Below are 18678 nucleotides of genomic sequence, written 5' to 3' on the forward strand. Positions count from 1 at the left end.
CCACATCCGGCGAATCCCCGGATCACTCGTGGGTCCACGGGCAGCCGGGCCCTCAGTTCGCCCCGGCCCAGTGCGCCGGGCGGGCCACCGACTCCGGCAGCCGGGTGCCCGGGCCGCCCCTGGCGGCGTTCACCTGGGGCTGAGTCAGGAAGAAGGCGCCGGTCAGGTCGGCGTCGGTGAGGTCGGCGTCCCGCAGGTCGGCACCGATCAGGTCCGCGCCCCGCAGATCCGCACCGGTGAGGTCGGCGGCGATGAGCCAGGCGCCGCGCAGGTTTGCGCCGCGCAGGTCGGCGCCCTTGAGGCGGGCGCCCATCAGATCCGCGCCCCGCCGGTCCTTCTTGCGCCCGCGGACGCCCGCCCGGACCAGCTCGCTGGTCCTCAGCAGCAGCACGTTGACCTCCTGCCGGTGGGCGGCGACGTCCAGCGCCGCGATCTCCCCGGGGGTCCGCCGGGTCAGCGCCTCGGTGCGCTCCCGGGCGCGGTCCAGCTCGGCGCGGAGCGGACGGGCGGCGGGCAGGGTCAGGGCCTCGGTGAGGTACCAGAGAAGTTCATGGAGCTGGCGGACGACGGGGAACACGTCGACCATCCGGCGGGAGTGCTCCCGGGAGCCGCCGCGCCAGTCCTCGCCGCCGAAGACGACCTGCGAGACCTTCTGCCCCGCGCCGAAGCAGTCGTAGACCGTGCAGCCGGTGAAACCCTTGCCGCGCAGCCGGTCGTGGATGCCGCAGCGGTGGTCGCCCCGGAGGTTGGGGCAGGGCTTGCCGGCCGGCTTGTCCAGGGCGAAGTCCGCCGAGGCGGAGAAGGGCAGGGCGACGCAGCACAGCCCGAAGCAGTTGCCGCAGTCGCCGCGCAGCTCGGCCAGTTCGCCTTGGTGATCACGCATGCCCTCCACCCTAAACGGGGGACGGCCGGCGTCCGGTCAGCGGGTGAACAGCTCGAACGCCACCGCGGGCTGCCCGCCGAACCGCTCCCCCGCCGCCCCGGTGGCCGTGCTCAGGAACTCCCGGACGTAGGTCTGCGGATCCTGGTCGGTCAGCGCCTCGATGTACGCGCGGTGTTCCAGCAGCGAGCGCACCGCCGCCTCCAGGCCCGCCTCGGTCGCCGCCACGGCGTGGGTGGGGGTGGCGGAACCGGCGACGGCGACCCAGCGCACCCCGTCCCACGGCTCCAGGCCCCGCTCCACCAGTTCCGGGAAGATCCAGCGGTTCCCGGCGTCGGCGGCGGCGTCCAGGGTGGCTCGGCCGACGGCGACGTGGTCCGGGGTGTTCCAGGCGACCCCGCCCCAGGTGTCCCGGTGGTTGAGCGTGATCACCAGCTCGGGACGGTGCCGGCGGATCGCGGCGGCGATGTCGCGGCGCAGCGCGGTGCCGTACTCGACGACTCCGTCCCGGTGGTCCAGGAACTCCACCACGGACACCCCGACGACCGCCGCGCTCGCCCGCTGCTCCCGCTCGCGCAGCGGCGCCGCGTCCGCGGGGTTCAGCGTGTCGATGCCCGCCTCGCCGCGGGTGGCCAGCACGTACGCCACCTCGCGGCCGGACTCCGTCCACTGGGCGATGGCCGCCGAGCAGCCGTATTCCAGGTCGTCCGGGTGGGCGACGACCGCGAGGGCGCGGTGCCAGTCTTCGGGCATGGGCCGGAGTTCGGTGGGCTCGGTCATGATCGCAGGGTAGCGCCGTCGCTCACGCCTCGTCCCGGGTCAGCGCCAGCAGGCGGTCCAGTACCCGCGGGCCGCCCGCTCGGACGCCGTCGTGCTCGAACTCGTTCGTCACCCAGGTGCGCAGGCCGCGAATCGCGCGGGCCGTCTCCAGGGAGTGGGCGGTGTCGACGTACATGTCGTCGTGGTAGACGGCCGCGGCGACGGGGACCTCGTTGGCGGCGAGGCGGGCCGGGTCGTACAGGCGCGGCCAGTCGGTGCGGGCGGCGAGGAGTTCGGCGGTCTCGCGCAGCGGACGCAGCGCCGGGTCGGTCTCGAACATCCAGGGATACACGCACTCGCCGGTGAACAGCAGCGGCCCGTCGCCCGCGAGCGCCTTGGCGGCGTCGAACTGCGGGAACTCGGCGCGGACCCGCTCGGCGGCCCAGGCCGTGGGACGCTCGTCCTGGCCGTAGATCGCCTCGTGGACGAGGGCGTACAGGGGGTGTCCGGCGTACGACAGCAGGGCCTGCACCTCCTCCTGGAAGGCATCGGAGAGCGCCGGGCCGTGCGGGGTGCGGACGAAGGCCTGCTCCAGGAGGAAGTGGAGGCGGTGGCTCCCCTCGCTGCCGCCGAGGAGGATGCCGAGGGACTGGAAGGCCTCGACGGTCAGCCGGTAGCCGTTCGGCAGGACCACGTCGTGGCTCAGCAGGTGGTCGGCGATCCGGCGGGCCCGCTCGACGTCCCGGGGGTAACGGGCGTAGTGCGCGGTGACCTTGCGTTCGACGCGCGGGTAGGCGGCGCGGTAGACGTCGTCGGCGTGCGCGTCCAGGGACGGCAGTCCGCCGGTGATGAGGGCGGCGGCCAGGCCCTCGGGGGCGGTGGACAGGTAGTTCACCGCGCAGAAGCCGCCGAAGCTCTGGCCGAGGACGGTCCAGGGGGCGCCGCCGGTCACCTCGCGCCGGATCAGCTCGCAGTCCCGGACGATCGCGTCCGCGCGGAAGTGCGCCAGGTAGTCGGCCTGGGGGGCGGGGCCGCCGCGCAGCGGGAGGGTCTGCCGGTTGGCGGGGGTGGAGTGGCCGGTGCCGCGCTGGTCGAGCAGCAGGACGCGGAACTCCTTCAGGGCGCGGCCGAGCCAGGCCTGCCGGCCGACGAACCGGTTGGCGCCGAAGCCGGGCCCGCCCTGGAGATAGACCAGCCAGGGCAGCTCCTGATGACCCTTGTCGCTCGCCACGACCTCGCGCGCGTACAGCTCGATCGTCTCTCCCGCCGGGTCGGCGTGGTCGAGGGGCACGGTGAAGCGGCGGTCGGTGAGGACGACGCCGGGCTGGCGGTAACTGGCGCTCAACGGGTCTCCCGGTGCGGACGGCGGGTGCGGATCGCCTCCCAGTTCAGCACAGGCCCGGCCGGCCGGCGGGAGCGGGGATCATGAACGCTTGCTGAACGGCGGTTCAGCGCCCCGCCAGGCTGGAGCGGCGGACCACCAATTCCGGCCGGAGGACGACCCGGCGGTGTTCGTGGGGACGGCGGGCGGTGTCCGTCTCGGTCTCCTCCAGCAGCAGCTCGGCGGCGAGCGCGCCCATGGTGACGGCGGGCTGCCGGACCGAGGTGAGCGGGACGGCCGCGGCGGCGGCGAACTCGATGTCGTCGTAACCGACGATGGCGAGGTCGTCGGGGACGCTGACCCCTGCCGCGTACATGGCCTGGAGCACGCCGAGGGCGAGCAGGTCGTTGGCGCAGAACACCGCGGTCGGCCGGTCGGCGAGGCCGAGGAGGCGGGCCCCGGCGTCCCGGCCCGCGGCGACGTCGAGCCGTTCGGTGGGCAGCTCCCGCAGGGCCTCGGGGCCGAGCCCGGCCTCGGCGAGCGCGGTGAGCGCGCCGGTGCGGCGGTCGCGTACCTGGTTGAGGCCGGGCGGCCCGCTGACGTAGGCGATGGCCCGGTGCCCGGCGTCGACGAGGTGCCGTACGGCGAGCGCGCCGCCCGCCACGTCGTCGACGGAGACCGAGCACTCGGTGGTGCCCTCGGCGACCCGGTCGACCAGTACGAAGGGGATGCCGTGCCGGCGGAAGGCGGCGATGTTCCGCCCGGTCGCGTCGGCCGGGGTGAGCAGGACGCCGCGCACCCGCTGCTCGGCGAAGAGCGACAGGTACTCGGCCTCCTCGCCCGCGTCCTGGGCGCTGTTGCAGACCATCACGCCGAGCCCGGCCTCGCGGGCGGCGCGCTCGGCGCCGCGCGCCACGTCGACGAAGAAGGGGTTGCCCATGTCGAGCACGAGCAGCCCCATGATCCGGCTGCGGCCCGCGCGCAACTGGCGCGCGGACTCGCTGCGGACATAGCCGAGCCGGTCGATCGCGGACAGCACGCGCGCCCGGGTCTCGGTGGCGACCGTGTCCGGGCGGTTGATGACGTTCGACACCGTGCCCACGGAGACTCCGGCGGCGCGGGCGACGTCCTTGATACCCACCGACTGGGCCATCAGGCAGGGACCTCCAGGGAGACGAGGGGCGGCGGGAAGGCCTTCACACTACCGTCCGGCCGCCCCGGAACGGCCTTGGTCACACGGGCAGACGGAAGTCCGCGACGCGCAGCGCCGACGGGGTCGTACCGCTGGACTTCTCCTGGTACATCACGGACAGCACACCGTCCTGCGCGACGCGGGTCTCGTCGACCACCACCTCGCCGAACGCGTTCAGTCCCGCCCCGTCGTACAGCAGCCGCCAGTCGGTGTACCCGGAGGCCGCGGAGGCGGCGGCGATCCTGCCGTACGGGAAGACCGCGTACGCGTTGTCGTACGTGTCCAGGATCAGCCTGGTGCGCTGGCTGGAGTTCAGCGGGACCGGGATCTCGGTCTTCTGCCAGCCGCCGGAGGCGTTCTTGCGGAGGTGGAAGGCGCGGCCTTTCGCGGTGCGGTCGGCGACGTAGTTCGTGGTGCACTGGCCGAAGCGGCCGGGCACGTAGGAGATGATCGCGTGCGGCCGGCCCGCGGAGTCGGTGAACTGGCTCTCCTGGTTCATCAGGGAATGATCGGGGTTCAGCGGGTCCACGACCAGACCCGCGTCGGTCACGGACACCCGGTCGGCGCCGCCGGTGACACCGACGACCGCGCCCGCGTCGTTGCGCCAGGTGCGCCCGCGGTCGTCGGACCGGACATAGCCGGTGTCGTGGTTGGTGATGCCGCCGCTCGCGCACATCACCGCGCCGTTCTGTTCCCGCCAGGTGAAGAAGGCGTGCAGGCGGCCGCCTCGGTCGTAGTCGATGCCGTGCAGGTACATGTTGCGGGCGGTGGACGAGCCGTGCTCGCTGCTGTACGTGCCGGTGGACGCGGTCCACTCCCCCAGCACCGTCCACCGGGTGCCGTCGTACTCGGCGAGGGCGTTGCGGCCGTTGCCGGAGACGCCCGCCCGGTAGCTGAGCTGGAGCCTGCCCTCGGGAGTGGAGATGAACTGCGGGTAGGTGAACTGGGAGGTGAGGGCGAGCCCGTCGAGCGTGGACTGCGGCGCCCCGAAACGGCTCGCGGTCCAGCTGAGCCCCGCCGGGTTGTCCATGAGCCCGGCGACGGACTTGACGTAGGTGAAGCCGTCGCTGTGGGAGTCCATGTTGAGGTGCAGACGGCCGTCCGCCTTCGAGACACCCATGGAGATGACGTTGTGGGAGTCGTTGTAGCGCAGGGTGTGGCCGACCCTGACCGTCTGCCAGGTGCTCGCGCCGAGGGCGCGGCGCCCGACGACGGCGTTGCGGTCGGCGGTGTACCAGACCGCGTACTGATACCCCTTGTAGGTCAGCAGCCCGTTCTTCTGGAAGGAGTTGTTGTTGACCAGGCCGTCGTAGGACACGAAGTAGATCGCCTGGCCGTCGAGGGTGGTGAGGCCCGTCCGGGTGACCGAGGGGCCGGGGGCCGCGGCCCGCGCGACGCCGGGGGCGGCGGCCGCGGCGACCGCCAGGGCGGTGGCGAGCACGGTACGTCTTCTCATGGGAACGCTCCAGGTCAGGCGAGGTGGAAGACCTCGGTGAGCGGCTTCATCGCCGCGTCGGGACAGGCGCCGTCGAGCGACTCGAAGAAGGGGGCCATCTGGGCCTGCCAGCGGGCGTTGACGTCCGTGGCCGCCATTCCGGCGAGGGCGGCCTCGAAGTCCTCGGTCTCCAGGTAGCCGACGAGCAGGCCGTCGTCGCGCAGGAAGAGCGAGTAGTTGTGCCAGCCGGTGGCCGAGAGCGCGTCGAGCATCTCCGGCCACACGGCGGCGTGGCGTTCGCGGTACTCGGCGATCTTGTCCTGGCGGACCTTGAGCAGGAAACAGACGCGCTGCATGAAGTACCACTCCCGGCGGGTGAGGGGGATCAGAAGGTGAAGTCGTCGATGTTCTTGGCGTCGAATACGGTCGGTTTGCCGAGGCTGATGACGCCGTCCTTGCCGATGGTGAACTCGCCCATGCCGCCGGCGGTGAAGGTCTCGCCCTCCTTGCCGGTGATCTGCCCCGAGGCCAGCGCGACGGCGGTGCGCGCGGCCAGCTCACCCAGCTTGGCCGGGTCCCACAGCTCGAACGCCTCGACGGTGCCGTTCTTGACGTACTTGCGCATGTCGTTGGGGGTGCCGAGGCCGGTGAGCTTGACCTTGCCCTTGTACTTGGAGCCGGACAGGTACTGGGCGGCGGCCTTGATGCCGACGGTGGTCGGGGAGATGATCCCCTTCAGGTCCGGGTACTCCTGAAGCAGTCCCTGGGTCTGCTGGAAGGACTGCTGGGCGTCGTCGTTGCCGTAGGCGATCTTGACGAGCTTGATGTCCTTGTACTCGGGCTTCTCGAGTTCGTCCTTCATGAACTCGATCCAGATGTTCTGGTTGGTCGCGGTCTGCGCGGCGGACAGGATCGCGATCTCGCCCTTGTGGCCGATCTGCTCGGCGAGCAGCTGCACCTCGGTACGGCCCAGATCCTCGGCGGACGCCTGCGAGACGAAGGCGTTGCGGCAGTCGGGCCTGGTGTCGGAGTCGTACGTCACGACCTTGATGTCGTTGCTCATGGCCTGCTTGAGCGCGGTGCACAGGGCGCCGGGATCCTGCGCGGACACGGCCATCGCGTCGACCTGCTGCTGGGTGAGGGTGTTGACGTACGAGACCTGGCTGGAGGTGTCGGTGGCGCTGGACGGCCCGACCTCCTTGTAACTGGACCCCAGCTCCTTCAGCGCCTTCTCGCCGCCCTTGTCCGCGGTGGTGAAGTACGGGTTGTTGACCTGCTTGGGCAGGAAGCCGACGGTGAGGCCCTTCTTCAGCTCGGCGTTCGGATCGGCCTTGCCTGCGGCCACGGCGGAGCCGCCCTCTTGGGCCACGTCCTTCTTGGTGGTACCGCCGCAGGCGGTGAGCGCGAGGGCGAGTGAGGTGACGGCGGCGAGAGCGGCACCGGTACGGCGGAGGGTTGACTTGCGCATGCAGGGTTCCTTTCAACGGTGGGAAGCGGACGTTGTTCAGGGGCGCGGGGAACTGCGCGATCGGCCACGGACGGCCTGCCAGCCGGACGACCGCGCACGCACGACGGCGATCTGCCGAGCCACCCGCGGCCCGAGCACGGAGAGAACGAGCAGCACACCGGTGACCACGATCTGCGACTGCGCGGAAACGTCCTGAAGGCTCATCACGTTCTGCAGCGCACCGAGCAGGAAGACGCCCGCGATCGCCCCGCCGAGCGTCCCCTTGCCCCCGTCGAAGTCGATCCCACCGAGCAACACGGCGGCGACGACGGACAGTTCCAGGCCCGTCGCGTTGTCATAGCGCGCGCTCGCGTAGTGCAGAGCCCAGAACACCCCGGTGAGCGAGGCCATCAGCCCGGTCACGGTGAACAGGATCAGCTTCTGCCGCTTCACGCGGATGCCCGCGAACCGCGCCGCCTCCTCACTCGCCCCGATCGCGAACAGGGACCGCCCGAACGGCGTGGCGTGCAGCGCGACCACGGCGATCGCCAGCAGCACGAGGAAGGGCGGGAAGGCGTACGGGAGGAACGTGTCGCCGATGCGCCCGGACGCGAAGTCCAGGTACTGCGGGGGGAAGTCGGTCACCGCGTCGGAGCCCAGCACGATCTGCGCGATGCCCCGGTAGGCGGCGAGGGTGCCGATGGTGACGGCGAGGGACGGCAGCCCCAGCTTGGTCACGAGCAGGCCGTTGACGAGGCCGCAGACCACGCCGAGCAGCAGGCACAGCGGAATGATCGTCTCGATCGCCATGCCCTGGTTCCACAGCGCGCCCATCACCGCGCCGGACAGTCCGGCGGTGGAGGCGACCGAGAGATCGATCTCGCCGGAGACGACGAGCAGCGTCATCGGCAGCGCGATGAGCGCGATGGGCAGCGTGTTCCCGATCAGGAACGACAGGTTCAGCGCGTTGCCGAAGCCGTCGACGAAGGTGAACGAGAACAGCAGCAGGACGATCAGCAGGGCGCCGACGACCGAGTCCCACCTCTTCAAGGCGGACCACCGGACCACGCGCGTCAGGGACTCAGGCATGGCGGACGTTCCTCTTCTTCAGGGCCGAGGCCACCCGCAGCGCCACCATCCGGTCGACCGCGATGGCCAGGATCAGCAGGACGCCGTTGATCGCGAGCACCCAGACGGAGCTGACGCCGAGGGCGGGCAGCACGCTGTTGACGGAGGTCAGCAGCAGCGCGCCGAGGGCGGCGCCGTAGACACTGCCGGAGCCGCCGGTGAAGACGACGCCGCCGACGACGACCGCGCTGACGACGGTGAGTTCGTAGCCGTTGCCGGTGCCGGAGTCGACGTTGCCGAAGCGGGCCAGGTACAGGGCTCCGGCGAGTCCTGCGAGGGCGCCGCAGAAGGTGTACGCGGCGAGGATCCGCTTGCGGACGGGGATGCCGGCGAGCCGGGCGGCCTCGGGGCTGGAGCCGAGCGCGTACAGCTCCCGGCCGCTGCCGAAGTGCTTGAGGCAGTACGCGGTCGCCACCAGCACGGCGAGCGCGATCAGCGCGAGGTACGGCACCGCGGAGATGCCGCCGGAGCCGAAGTCGACGAAACCGCCGGGCAGGTCGGCCGCGGTGATCTGGCGGGAGCCGACCCAGATGGAGTCGATGCCGCGGATGACGTAGAGCGTGCCGAGGGTGACGACGAGGGCGGGGACCTGGCCGAGGCTGACGAGCAGGCCGTTGAGGAGGCCGAAGCCGACCCCCGTCAGGACGGCGAGGAGCACGGCGACGACCGGGTTGCCGCCGCCCTGCAGGTACGTACCGGCGGCGAAGGCGCTGATGCCCAGGGTGGAGCCCACCGACAGGTCCACGTTGCGGGTGATGACGACCAGGGACTGGCCGGTGGCGACCAGGACCAGGATGGTCGCGTTCAGCAGCAGGTCCTTGATGCCCTGCTCGGACAGGAACTCGCTGTTGCCGGCCTGGGTGACGGCGATCATGGCCAGGAAGACGAGCAGGATGGCGAGTTCGCGCATCCTGAGGACACGGTCGACCAGGCGGGTGCCGCCCGCCTCGGGCACGTCCGGTGCGGGGGCTTGCCGAGGAGTGGTCACGGTCACGCGGCCGCCCTCCCCGTGGCTGCCGCCATCACGGTTTCCTCGGTGGCGTCGGAGCGCGGGATCTCGGCGGCCAGCCGGCCCTCGTGCATCACCAGCACGCGGTCGGCCATGCCGAGGATCTCGGGCAGGTCGGAGGAGATCATCAGGACGGCCACGCCGTCCGCGGCCAGCTCGCCGAGCAGCCGGTGCACCTCGGCCTTGGTGCCGACGTCGATGCCGCGGGTGGGCTCGTCGACGATCAGCACCCTGGGGCGGGTGGCGAGCCACTTGGCGAGCACGACCTTCTGCTGGTTGCCGCCGGAGAGCGTGGAGACGGTGTCGGCGATGCGGGCGTACTTCACCTGGAGCCTGACCGCCCAGTCGAGGGAGCGGCTGCGTTCGGCGCCGCGGTCCATGAGCCCCGCCCTGACGGTCGTACGAAGACCCGTGAGGCCGATGTTGCGCTCGATGGACATGTTCATCACCAGGCCCTGGGCGCGGCGGTCCTCGGGGACGAGGGCGAGTCCGGCGGCCATGGCGGTGGAGGGCGCGCCGTTGACCAGGGGTGTGCCGTCCACGGTGACCTCCCCGGCGTCCCAGCGGTCGACGCCGAAGACGGCGCGGGCGACCTCGGTGCGCCCGGCGCCGACGAGTCCGGCGAGGCCGACGATCTCTCCGCGGCGCACCTCGAAGGAGACGTCGGTGAAGACGCCCTCGCGGGTCAGCCGGCGGACGCTCAGCGCCACCTCGCCCGGCTGCACGTCCTGCTTGGGATACAGCTCGTCGAGGTCCCGGCCGACCATCCGGCGGACCAGGTCGTCCTCGGTCATCCCGGCGAGGGGTTCGCTGCCGATCCAGGCGCCGTCGCGCAGGGTGGTCACCTTCTGGCAGATCTCGAAGATCTCCTCCAGCCGGTGGGAGATGAAGAGGACCGCGGCGCCCTGGTCCTTCAGGGTGCGGACCACGCCGAAGAGGCGGGCGACCTCGCTGCCGGTGAGCGCGGCGGTCGGCTCGTCCATGATCAGGACGCGGGCGTCGAAGGAGAGCGCCTTGGCGATCTCCACGATCTGCTGGTCGGCGATGGACAGTCCGCGGGCGGGCCGGTCGGGGTCGAGGCCGACGCCGAGGCGCCGCATCAGGGCGGCGGTCGCGGCACGGGTGGCCTTGTGGTCGATCCGGCCGAGGACGCGCTTGGGGCTGCGGCCCATGAAGATGTTCTCGGCGATCGACAGGTCGGGGAAGAGCGTGGGCTCCTGGTAGATCACGGCGATCCCGGCGTCACGGGCGTCGCCGGGGCCGTGGAAGACGACGGGCGCGCCGTCGAGCAGCACCTGGCCGGCGTCCGGCCGGTGCACTCCGGCGAGCGTCTTGATGAGGGTCGACTTGCCCGCGCCGTTCTCCCCGGCGAGGGCGTGGACCTCGCCGGGGAACAGCTCCAGGGACACGTCCCGCAGGGCGCGTACGGCGCCGAAGGACTTGGAGACGCCCTGGAGCGCCAGCACCGGGGGCGGCCCCGTGTCGGACGGGTGGGTCATGAGGGGCTCCTCGACGACGCGATGCGCGCCGTGAAAGGTTTCAACTGGGTTGCCGGGACGTTAGGCGGGCCAGCCATGTCACGTCAATGGGTCCGTGTCGAAAAGGTTTCGATAATCGAAGGTCACCGCGAGGTCACGGAGAGCGGGGTTGGTCAGAGTGCTTGACACCCCTTCGGGCGACTCATAACTTGCGGTTCTGAATCGTTTCATTGAATCGGTAGGAGCCCAGCAGTGACCGATGTCGCCGCGGTGAAGGCCGCGCTGAAGACCCAGGCCATCGAGACGCCGTCATGGGCGTACGGGAACTCCGGGACCCGCTTCAAGGTGTTCGCGCAGGCGGGCGTGCCACGCGATCCGCGCGAGAAGCTGGACGACGCGGCCAAGGTGCACGAGTTCACCGGAGTCGCGCCGACCGTCGCCCTGCACATCCCGTGGGACAAGGTCGACGACTACGCGGCGCTCGCCCAGCACGCCGAGGAGCGCGGCCTGAGACTGGGCGCGATCAACTCCAACACCTTCCAGGACGACGACTACAAGCTGGGCAGCGTCTGCCACCCGGACGCGGCGGTGCGCCGCAAGGCGATCGACCATCTGCTGGCGTGCGTCGACATCATGGACGCGACAGGCTCCGCCGATCTGAAGCTGTGGTTCGCCGACGGGACGAACTACCCCGGGCAGGACGACATCCGGGCCCGGCAGGACCGGCTCGCCGAGGCGCTCGCGGAGGTCTACGAGCGGCTCGGCGAGGGGCAGCGGATGCTGCTGGAGTACAAGTTCTTCGAGCCCGCGTTCTACACGACGGACGTTCCGGACTGGGGCACGGCCTACGCTCACTGCCTGAAGCTGGGGCCGAAGGCGCAGGTCGTGGTCGACACCGGGCACCACGCGCCGGGTACCAACATCGAGTTCATCGTGGCGACGCTGCTGCGCGAGGGGAAGCTCGGCGGGTTCGACTTCAACTCGCGGTTCTACGCCGACGACGACCTGATGGTGGGGGCGGCGGATCCGTTCCAGCTGTTCCGGATCATGTACGAGGTGGTCCGCGGGGGCGGGTTCACTCCCGACGTGGCGTTCATGCTCGACCAGTGCCACAACCTCGAGGCGAAGATCCCGGCGATCATCCGGTCGGTGATGAATGTGCAGGAGGCGACCGCGAAGGCGCTTCTCGTGGACCGCGATGCCCTCGCCACCGCACAGGCCGACGGTGATGTGCTCGGCGCCAACGCGGTGCTGATGGACGCGTACAACACGGATGTGCGGCCGCTGCTGCGGGAGGTGCGGTCGGAGATGGGGCTCGCCGAGGACCCGATCGCCGCGTACCGGGCGTCCGGGTGGGCCGAGAAGATCGCCGCCGAGCGGGTGGGCGGGCAGCAGGCCGGCTGGGGGGCGTAGGCGTCTGCCGGGTTCCGTCGTAGTCGGGCTGCGGGCCGGTCGTGACCGGTCGCGCAGTTCCCCGCGCCCCCGGGCGGGCGCTTCGCGCCCGATCCGGGCGTCCAGGTCGAACCTCTTCTTCTAAGGACTGAATGCTCATGGCACCGCATCCCGAAGCCGCCGCACTGCTCGCCCGCTCGCATCGGCTCGGATCCGATCCCCGGAACACCAACTACGCCGGCGGCAACGCGTCCGCGAAGGGCGTCGACACCGATCCCGTCACCGGGGGTGACGTGGAGCTGATGTGGGTGAAGGGGTCCGGGGGTGATCTCGGCACGCTCACCGAGGCAGGGCTCGCCGTGCTGCGGCTGGACCGGCTGCGGGCGCTCGTCGACGTCTATCCGGGCGAGGAGCGCGAGGACGAGATGGTCACCGCGTTCGACTACTGCCTGCACGGCAAGGGCGGGGCGGCGCCCTCCATCGACACCGCCATGCACGGGCTCGTCGACGCCGCGCACGTGGATCATCTGCACCCGGACTCCGGGATCGCCCTCGCCTGCGCCGCCGACGGGGAGAAGCTGACCGCCGAGTGTTTCGGGGACAGCGTGGTGTGGGTGCCGTGGCGGCGGCCCGGGTTCCGGCTCGGGCTGGACATCGCCGCGGTGAAGGAGGCGAACCCGCAGGCCATCGGGTGCATCCTGGGCGGGCACGGCATCACGGCGTGGGGCGACACCGCCGAGGAGTGCGAGCGCAACTCGCTGCACATCATCCGGACCGCGGAGAAGTTCCTGGCGGAGCGCGGGAAGGCCGAGCCGTTCGGGCCCGTGGTCGAGGGCTGGGCGCCGCTGGGCGAGGCCGAGCGGCGGGAGCGGGCGGCGGCGCTGGCACCGTATGTGCGGGCCGTAGCCTCGCAGGACCGGCCGCAGGTCGGGCACTTCGACGACGGTGACGTGGTGCTGGACTTCCTCGCGCGGGCCGAGCACCCGCGGCTCGCCGCGCTCGGCACCTCCTGCCCCGACCACTTCCTGCGGACCAAGGTCCGGCCGCTGGTCCTGGACCTGCCGCCGACGGCCCCGCTGGACGAGGCGATCGCCCGGCTGAGGGAGCTGCACGCGGCCTACCGCGAGGAGTACGCCGCCTACTACGAGCGGCACGCCGAGCCCGGCTCCCCCGCGATGCGCGGCGCCGACCCGGCGATCGTGCTGATCCCGGGCGTCGGCATGTTCAGCTTCGGCAAGGACAAGCAGACCGCGCGGGTGGCGGGCGAGTTCTACGTCAACGCCATCAACGTGATGCGGGGCGCCGAGGCGGTGTCGGCGTACGCGCCGATCGAGGAGTCGGAGAAGTTCCGGATCGAGTACTGGGCGCTGGAGGAGGCCAAGCTCCGGCGGATGCCGAAGCCGAAGGCGCTGGCCACCCGGGTGGCGCTGGTGACCGGCGCGGGCAGCGGCATCGGCCGGGCGATCGCGCACCGGCTGGCCGCCGAGGGCGCGTGTGTCGTCGTCGCGGACCTGAACACGGAGAACGCGGCGGCGGTCGCGGAGGAGCTGGGCGGGCCGGACAAGGCGGTCGCGGTGACCGTGGACGTGACCTCAGAGGAGCAGATCGCCGAGGCGTTCAGGACGGCGGTGCTCGCCTTCGGCGGGGTGGATCTCGTCGTCAACAACGCCGGGATCTCCATCTCCAAGCCGCTGCTGGAGACCTCCGCGAAGGACTGGGACCTCCAGCACGACATCATGGCCCGCGGCTCCTTCCTGGTCTCGCGGGAGGCGGCCCGGGTGATGACCGCGCAGGGGCTGGGCGGTGACATCGTCTACATCGCCAGCAAGAACGCCGTGTTCGCCGGCCCGAACAACATCGCCTACTCCGCCACCAAGGCCGACCAGGCGCACCAGGTGCGGCTGCTCGCCGCCGAGCTGGGCGAGCACGGCATCCGCGTCAACGGCGTCAACCCGGACGGGGTGGTGCGCGGCTCGGGCATCTTCGCGGGCGGCTGGGGCGCCCAGCGGGCGGCCGTGTACGGGGTGCCGGAGGAGAAGCTGGGCGAGTTCTACGCCCGGCGCACCCTGCTCAAGCGCGAGGTGCTGCCGGAGCATGTGGCCAACGCCGTGTTCGCGCTGACCGGCGGGGACCTCACCCACACCACCGGTCTGCACATCCCGGTCGACGCGGGCGTCGCCGCCGCCTTCCTGCGGTGAGCGCGCTCGTGAAGTCGTACGCCGCGGTCGACCTCGGCGCGTCCAGCGGACGCGTCATGGTCGGCCGCGTCGGCCGGCACGAACTGGAGCTGACCGAGGCGCACCGCTTCCCCAACCGGCCCGTGCGGCTGCCCGAGGGTCTGCGCTGGGACGTGCTGGCGCTGTACTCGGGGATCCTCGACGGGCTGCGGGCGGCGGGTGCCGCCGCCGGTGGCCGGCTGGACTCCGCCGGCATCGACAGCTGGGCCGTGGACTACGGCCTGCTGGACGCGGACGGGGCGCTGCTCGGCAACCCGGTGCACTACCGGGACACCCGCACCGAGGGCGTCGCGGAGTCGGTGTGGGCGACCGTGCCCGCCGCGGAGCTGTACGCGGCGACCGGGTTGCAGTACGCGCCGTTCAACACCCTGTACCAGCTCAGCGCGGCCCGCTCCGGCGCGCAGTTCGCGCACGCCAAGCGGCTGTTGCTGATCCCGGACCTGATGACGTACTGGCTCACCGGCGAGCAGGGCACCGAGCTGACCAACGCCTCCACGACCCAGCTCGTCGACCCCCGCACCGGGGACTGGTCGTACGACGTGGCGGCGCGGCTCGGCATCGACCTGAGCCTGTTCGCGCCGCTGCGCCGGCCCGGGGACCCGGCGGGCGTGCTGCGCGCCGAGGTGCTGGAGGAGACGGGGCTCACCGGGCCGGTTCCGGTCACCGCGGTCGGCTCGCACGACACCGCGTCGGCGGTGGCGGCCGTACCGGCGACCGGTGAGCGGTTCGCGTACATCTGCACCGGCACCTGGTCGCTGGCGGGTCTGGAGCTGACCGCGCCGGTGCTGACCGAGGAGAGCCGCGCCGCCAACTTCACCAACGAGCTGGGCCTGGACGGCACGGTCCGCTACCTGCGCAACATCATGGGGCTGTGGCTGCTCCAGGAGTGCGTGCGGGCCTGGGGCGAGCCGGACCTGGGCGAGCTGCTGCGGGCGGCGGCCGTGGTACCGGCCCTGCGGTCCGTCGTCGACGCGGGGGACGCGGCGTTCCTGGCGCCGGGTCGGATGCCGGAGCGGATCGCCGAGGCGTGCCGGGCGTCGGGACAGCCGGTGCCCGAGACGCACGCCGAGATCACCCGGTGCATCCTCGACTCCCTCGCGCTCGCCCACCGGCGGGCGGTCGAGGACGCGCAACGGCTCGCCGGGCACGGCGCCGACGTCGTCCACGTGGTCGGCGGCGGGGTGCGCAACGCGCTGCTGTGCCAGCTGACCGCCGACGCGTGCGGGCTGCCGGTGGTGGCGGGCCCGACCGAGGCGGCGGCCCTCGGCAACGTGCTGGTGCAGGCGCGCGCCCACGAGCTGGTCGGCGACCGCGCCGACATGCGCCGGCTGCTCACCCGCACCCAGCCGCTGACCCGCTACGAGCCGCGCGGCGACACCGCCCGCTGGCGGGCGGCCCAGGAGCGGCTCGCCGCCCGCTGACCGCCCTGAGGTCCGGCCCGTCGGCGGGCCGGACCTCCTGCCCTCCCCGTCACCCCCGCACTACCCTGCCCTCATCCGATGATCGACCCCGAGGAGCCGCGATGCGTGTCGCCCTGTTCCTGACCTGTGTCAACGACACGCTCTATCCGGACACCGGGCGTGCCGTGGTGAGGCTGCTGACCAGGCTGGGCGTGGAGGTCGACTTCCCGATGGCGCAGACCTGCTGCGGGCAGGCCCACTACAACACGGGCTACCGGCACGAGGCGGAGCCGCTGGCACGGCACTTCTCCGAGGTCTTCGGGGAGTACGAGGCGATCGTGACGCCGTCCGGGTCGTGCGGGGCGATGGTGCGGGAGCTGTATCCGCGGATGGGCGAGCGGGCCCGGGCGGAGGGCCGCGGCGACTCGCTGGCCGCGAGGCTCGCGCCGGTGGTGCCGAAGACGTACGAGCTGACGGAGTTCCTGGTGGACGTGCTGGGGGTGACGGACGTCGGCGCCTACTACCCCCACACGGTGACCTACCACCCGACCTGCCACGGGCTGCGCGGACTGGGCCTCGGCGACCGGCCGCGACGGCTGCTGGAGGCGGTGAAGGGGCTGGAGCTGGTGGAACTGCCCGGCGCGGAGGAGTGCTGCGGCTTCGGCGGCACGTTCGCTCTGAAGAACGCCGACGTCTCCGCGGCGATGGGCGCCGACAAGGTCCGCAACGCGGAGTCGACCGGCGCCCAGGTGCTGTGCGCGGCCGACAACTCCTGTCTGATGCACATCGGCGGCACCATGGGCCGGCTGCGGTCGGGCATGCGCCCGGTGCACATCGCGGAGATCCTGGCGAGCACGGAAGAGGAGCCCCTGGCATGAGCGGAACCTTCGTCGGCATGCCGGCCTTCCCGGCGGCGGCACGCGAGGCGGTGCGCAATCCGGTCCTGCGCGGCAATCTGCGCCACGCCACCCACACGATCCGCGCCAAGCGGGCCAAGGCGGTCGCCGAGGTCGAGGACTGGGCCGAGCTGCGCGAGGCCGGGAAGCGGATCAAGGACCACACGCTGCGCCATCTCGACCGATACCTGGAGCAGTTGGAGGAGTCGGTCACCGCGGCCGGCGGGGTCGTCCACTGGGCGGCGGACGCCGAGGAGGCCAACCGGATCGTCACCGGACTGGTCAAGGCGACCGGGGAGTCGGAGGTCGTCAAGGTCAAGTCCATGGCCACCCAGGAGATCGGGCTCAACGAAGCTCTGGAGGCGGAGGGCGTCCGCGCCTACGAGACCGATCTCGCCGAGCTGATCGTGCAGTTGGGCAAGGACCGCCCCTCGCACATCCTCGTGCCCGCCATCCACCGCAACCGCGGTGAGATCCGCGACATCTTCCGCGACGAGATGAGCGAGTGGGGCCGCCCGGCTCCCGAGGGCCTGACCGACACCCCCGCCGAACTCGCCGAGGCGGCGCGCCTGCACCTGCGGGAGAAGTTCCTGCGCGCCAAGGTCGGCATCTCCGGCGCCAACTTCATGGTCGCCGAGACCGGCACGCTGGTCGTCGTGGAGTCCGAGGGCAACGGGCGGATGTGCCTGACCCTGCCGGAGACACTGATCTCGGTGGTCGGCATCGAGAAGATCGTGCCGGCCTGGCGGGACCTGGAGGTCTTCCTGCAGACCCTCCCCCGCTCCTCGACGGCCGAGCGGATGAACCCGTACACGTCGATGTGGACCGGCACCACGGACGAGGACGGGCCGAGCACCTTCCACCTGGTCCTGCTCGACAACGGCCGCACCGACACCCTCGCCGACGAGGTCGGCCGCCAGGCCCTGCGCTGCATCCGCTGCTCGGCCTGCCTCAACGTGTGCCCGGTGTACGAGCGGGCGGGCGGGCACGCCTACGGCTCGGTCTACCCGGGTCCGATCGGCGCCATCCTCAGCCCTCAACTGCGCGGCACGGGAAGCGAGATCGACGCCTCGCTGCCGTACGCGTCGTCGCTGTGCGGTGCCTGCTACGACGTGTGCCCGGTCGCCATCGACATTCCCGAGGTGCTGGTGCATCTGCGGGAGCGTGTCGTCCAGGGCGGTCCGGTGACCCGCGCGGGCAACAAGGTGGTGCTGCGGCCCGCGAAGGGTCACGCGGCCGAGCGGGCGGCGATGCGGGCGGCACGGTGGGCGTTCAGCCGTCCGGTGGCGCTGCGCACCGGCCAGCGGCTGGCGTCGCGCACCCGGCGCTTCCACCCACGCACCCTGCCGGGGCCCGGCCGGGCGTGGAGCGGGACCCGGGAGCTGCCCCCGGTCCCGGCGGAGCCGTTCCGGGACTGGTGGCAGCGCACGCACGCGGGAAAGGCCGGTGGGAAGTGAGCGGCAGGGACCGGATCCTGGGCCGGGTGCGGCGCGCGCTGGCCGATGTGCCGGGCGACGACGCACCGTACGAGCGGGCGGTCGTCCGTGACTATCTGCGCGAGCACGGCGGGCGCTCCGTCGACGAGACGGTGGGCCTGCTCGCCGAGAACCTGGCGGACTACCGGGCGCTCGTGCACCGGTGCACGGCGGACGAACTGCCCTCGCTGATCGCCGGGTTGCTGTCCGGGCGCGGCGCGCGGACCGTGCTCGTGCCGCCCGGCCTGGATCCGGGCTGGCTCGCGGCGGCGGAGGCCGAGCGGGTCCCCGACCGGGCCGAGTCCACCGCGCACGAGCTGGACCGGGTCGACAGCGTGGTCACGGCGTGCGCGGTGGCGATCGCCGAGACCGGCACGATCGTGCTGGACGGCGGCCCCGACCAGGGGCGCCGCCGGATCACGCTCGTACCGGACCACCACATCTGTGTGGTGCGGGTCCCGGACCAGGTGGTGTCCTCCGTCCCGCGGGCCCTGGACCGCCTCGACCCCGCGCGCCCGTTGACGTGGATCTCCGGCCCGTCGGCGACCAGCGACATCGAACTGGACCGGGTGGAGGGGGTGCACGGGCCGCGCACTCTGGAGGTGGTGCTGGTGACCGGGCCATAGGCG

General features: G+C 72.0%; 16 protein-coding genes. 6 read left to right on the forward strand and 10 right to left on the reverse strand.

What is annotated here, in order from left to right:
• Positions 1-52: 52 nt before the first annotated feature.
• The 10 genes from VE614_RS25985 to VE614_RS26030 all read right to left on the reverse strand — a co-directional run bounded on the left by VE614_RS25985 (position 53) and on the right by VE614_RS26030 (position 10670).
• The gene (locus VE614_RS25985; protein ID WP_324941858.1) at positions 53-883 is read right to left on the reverse strand and encodes a pentapeptide repeat-containing protein; all 831 of its coding nucleotides are present in this window, start codon (positions 881-883) and stop codon (positions 53-55) included.
• A 36-nt stretch (positions 884-919) separates the two neighbouring features.
• Positions 920-1660, reverse strand: coding sequence for a PIG-L deacetylase family protein (locus VE614_RS25990; RefSeq protein ID WP_324941861.1), 741 nt, complete (start codon positions 1658-1660; stop codon positions 920-922).
• A gap of 22 nt (positions 1661-1682) precedes the next feature.
• The gene (locus tag VE614_RS25995) at positions 1683-2984 is read right to left on the reverse strand and encodes an alpha/beta fold hydrolase (protein WP_324941864.1); all 1302 of its coding nucleotides are present in this window, start codon (positions 2982-2984) and stop codon (positions 1683-1685) included.
• Positions 2985-3087: 103 nt separating this feature from the next.
• Positions 3088-4113, reverse strand: coding sequence for a LacI family DNA-binding transcriptional regulator (locus VE614_RS26000; RefSeq protein WP_324941867.1), 1026 nt, complete (start codon positions 4111-4113; stop codon positions 3088-3090).
• A 79-nt stretch (positions 4114-4192) separates the two neighbouring features.
• Positions 4193-5608: a BNR repeat-containing protein gene (locus VE614_RS26005; protein WP_324941870.1), complete on the reverse strand. Its 1416-nt coding sequence runs from the start codon at positions 5606-5608 to the stop codon at positions 4193-4195.
• Between the two features lie 14 nt (positions 5609-5622).
• The gene (locus tag VE614_RS26010) at positions 5623-5943 is read right to left on the reverse strand and encodes an L-rhamnose mutarotase (protein WP_324941873.1); all 321 of its coding nucleotides are present in this window, start codon (positions 5941-5943) and stop codon (positions 5623-5625) included.
• Positions 5944-5972: 29 nt separating this feature from the next.
• Complete coding sequence (gene rhaS, locus VE614_RS26015) at positions 5973-7055, reverse strand: rhamnose ABC transporter substrate-binding protein (RefSeq protein ID WP_324941876.1); 1083 nt, start codon at positions 7053-7055, stop codon at positions 5973-5975.
• 36 nt (positions 7056-7091) lie between these two features.
• Entirely contained in the window at positions 7092-8123 is a 1032-nt protein-coding gene (locus VE614_RS26020) for an ABC transporter permease (RefSeq protein ID WP_324941880.1), read from the reverse strand.
• A complete protein-coding gene (locus VE614_RS26025) occupies positions 8116-9156 on the reverse strand; it encodes an ABC transporter permease (protein WP_324941883.1) in 1041 nt (346 codons plus the stop codon). Before VE614_RS26025 ends, VE614_RS26020 begins: the two co-directional genes overlap by 8 nt.
• Positions 9153-10670 carry a sugar ABC transporter ATP-binding protein gene (locus VE614_RS26030; RefSeq protein WP_324941886.1) on the reverse strand — a complete coding sequence of 506 codons (1518 nt, stop codon included), beginning with the start codon at positions 10668-10670 and terminating at the stop codon, positions 9153-9155. Before VE614_RS26030 ends, VE614_RS26025 begins: the two co-directional genes overlap by 4 nt.
• 231 nt (positions 10671-10901) lie before the next feature.
• Here VE614_RS26030 and rhaI point away from each other — a divergent pair, with 231 nt between their 5' ends.
• The 6 genes from rhaI to VE614_RS26060 all read left to right on the forward strand — a co-directional run bounded on the left by rhaI (position 10902) and on the right by VE614_RS26060 (position 18675).
• Positions 10902-12062, forward strand: a complete 1161-nt coding sequence (gene rhaI / locus VE614_RS26035) for an L-rhamnose isomerase (protein WP_324941889.1) — start codon at positions 10902-10904, stop codon at positions 12060-12062.
• Between the two features lie 137 nt (positions 12063-12199).
• Positions 12200-14239, forward strand: a complete 2040-nt coding sequence (locus VE614_RS26040; RefSeq protein ID WP_324941892.1) for a bifunctional aldolase/short-chain dehydrogenase — start codon at positions 12200-12202, stop codon at positions 14237-14239.
• 8 nt (positions 14240-14247) lie between these two features.
• Positions 14248-15699 (forward strand): rhamnulokinase family protein, encoded by a 1452-nt coding sequence (locus VE614_RS26045; RefSeq protein WP_324942028.1) that lies wholly within the window; start codon positions 14248-14250, stop codon positions 15697-15699.
• Between the two features lie 101 nt (positions 15700-15800).
• Complete coding sequence (locus tag VE614_RS26050) at positions 15801-16556, forward strand: (Fe-S)-binding protein (RefSeq protein WP_324941895.1); 756 nt, start codon at positions 15801-15803, stop codon at positions 16554-16556.
• The gene (locus VE614_RS26055; protein ID WP_324941898.1) at positions 16553-18031 is read left to right on the forward strand and encodes a LutB/LldF family L-lactate oxidation iron-sulfur protein; all 1479 of its coding nucleotides are present in this window, start codon (positions 16553-16555) and stop codon (positions 18029-18031) included. The genes VE614_RS26050 and VE614_RS26055 overlap by 4 nt, the downstream gene beginning before the upstream one ends.
• Entirely contained in the window at positions 18028-18675 is a 648-nt protein-coding gene (locus tag VE614_RS26060) for a lactate utilization protein C (protein WP_324941901.1), read from the forward strand. Before VE614_RS26055 ends, VE614_RS26060 begins: the two co-directional genes overlap by 4 nt.
• Positions 18676-18678 lie beyond the last annotated feature (3 nt).

The organism is Streptomyces sp., from assembly GCF_035645055.1.
In the GTDB taxonomy this organism is placed as follows: Bacteria; Actinomycetota; Actinomycetes; order Streptomycetales; family Streptomycetaceae; genus Streptomyces.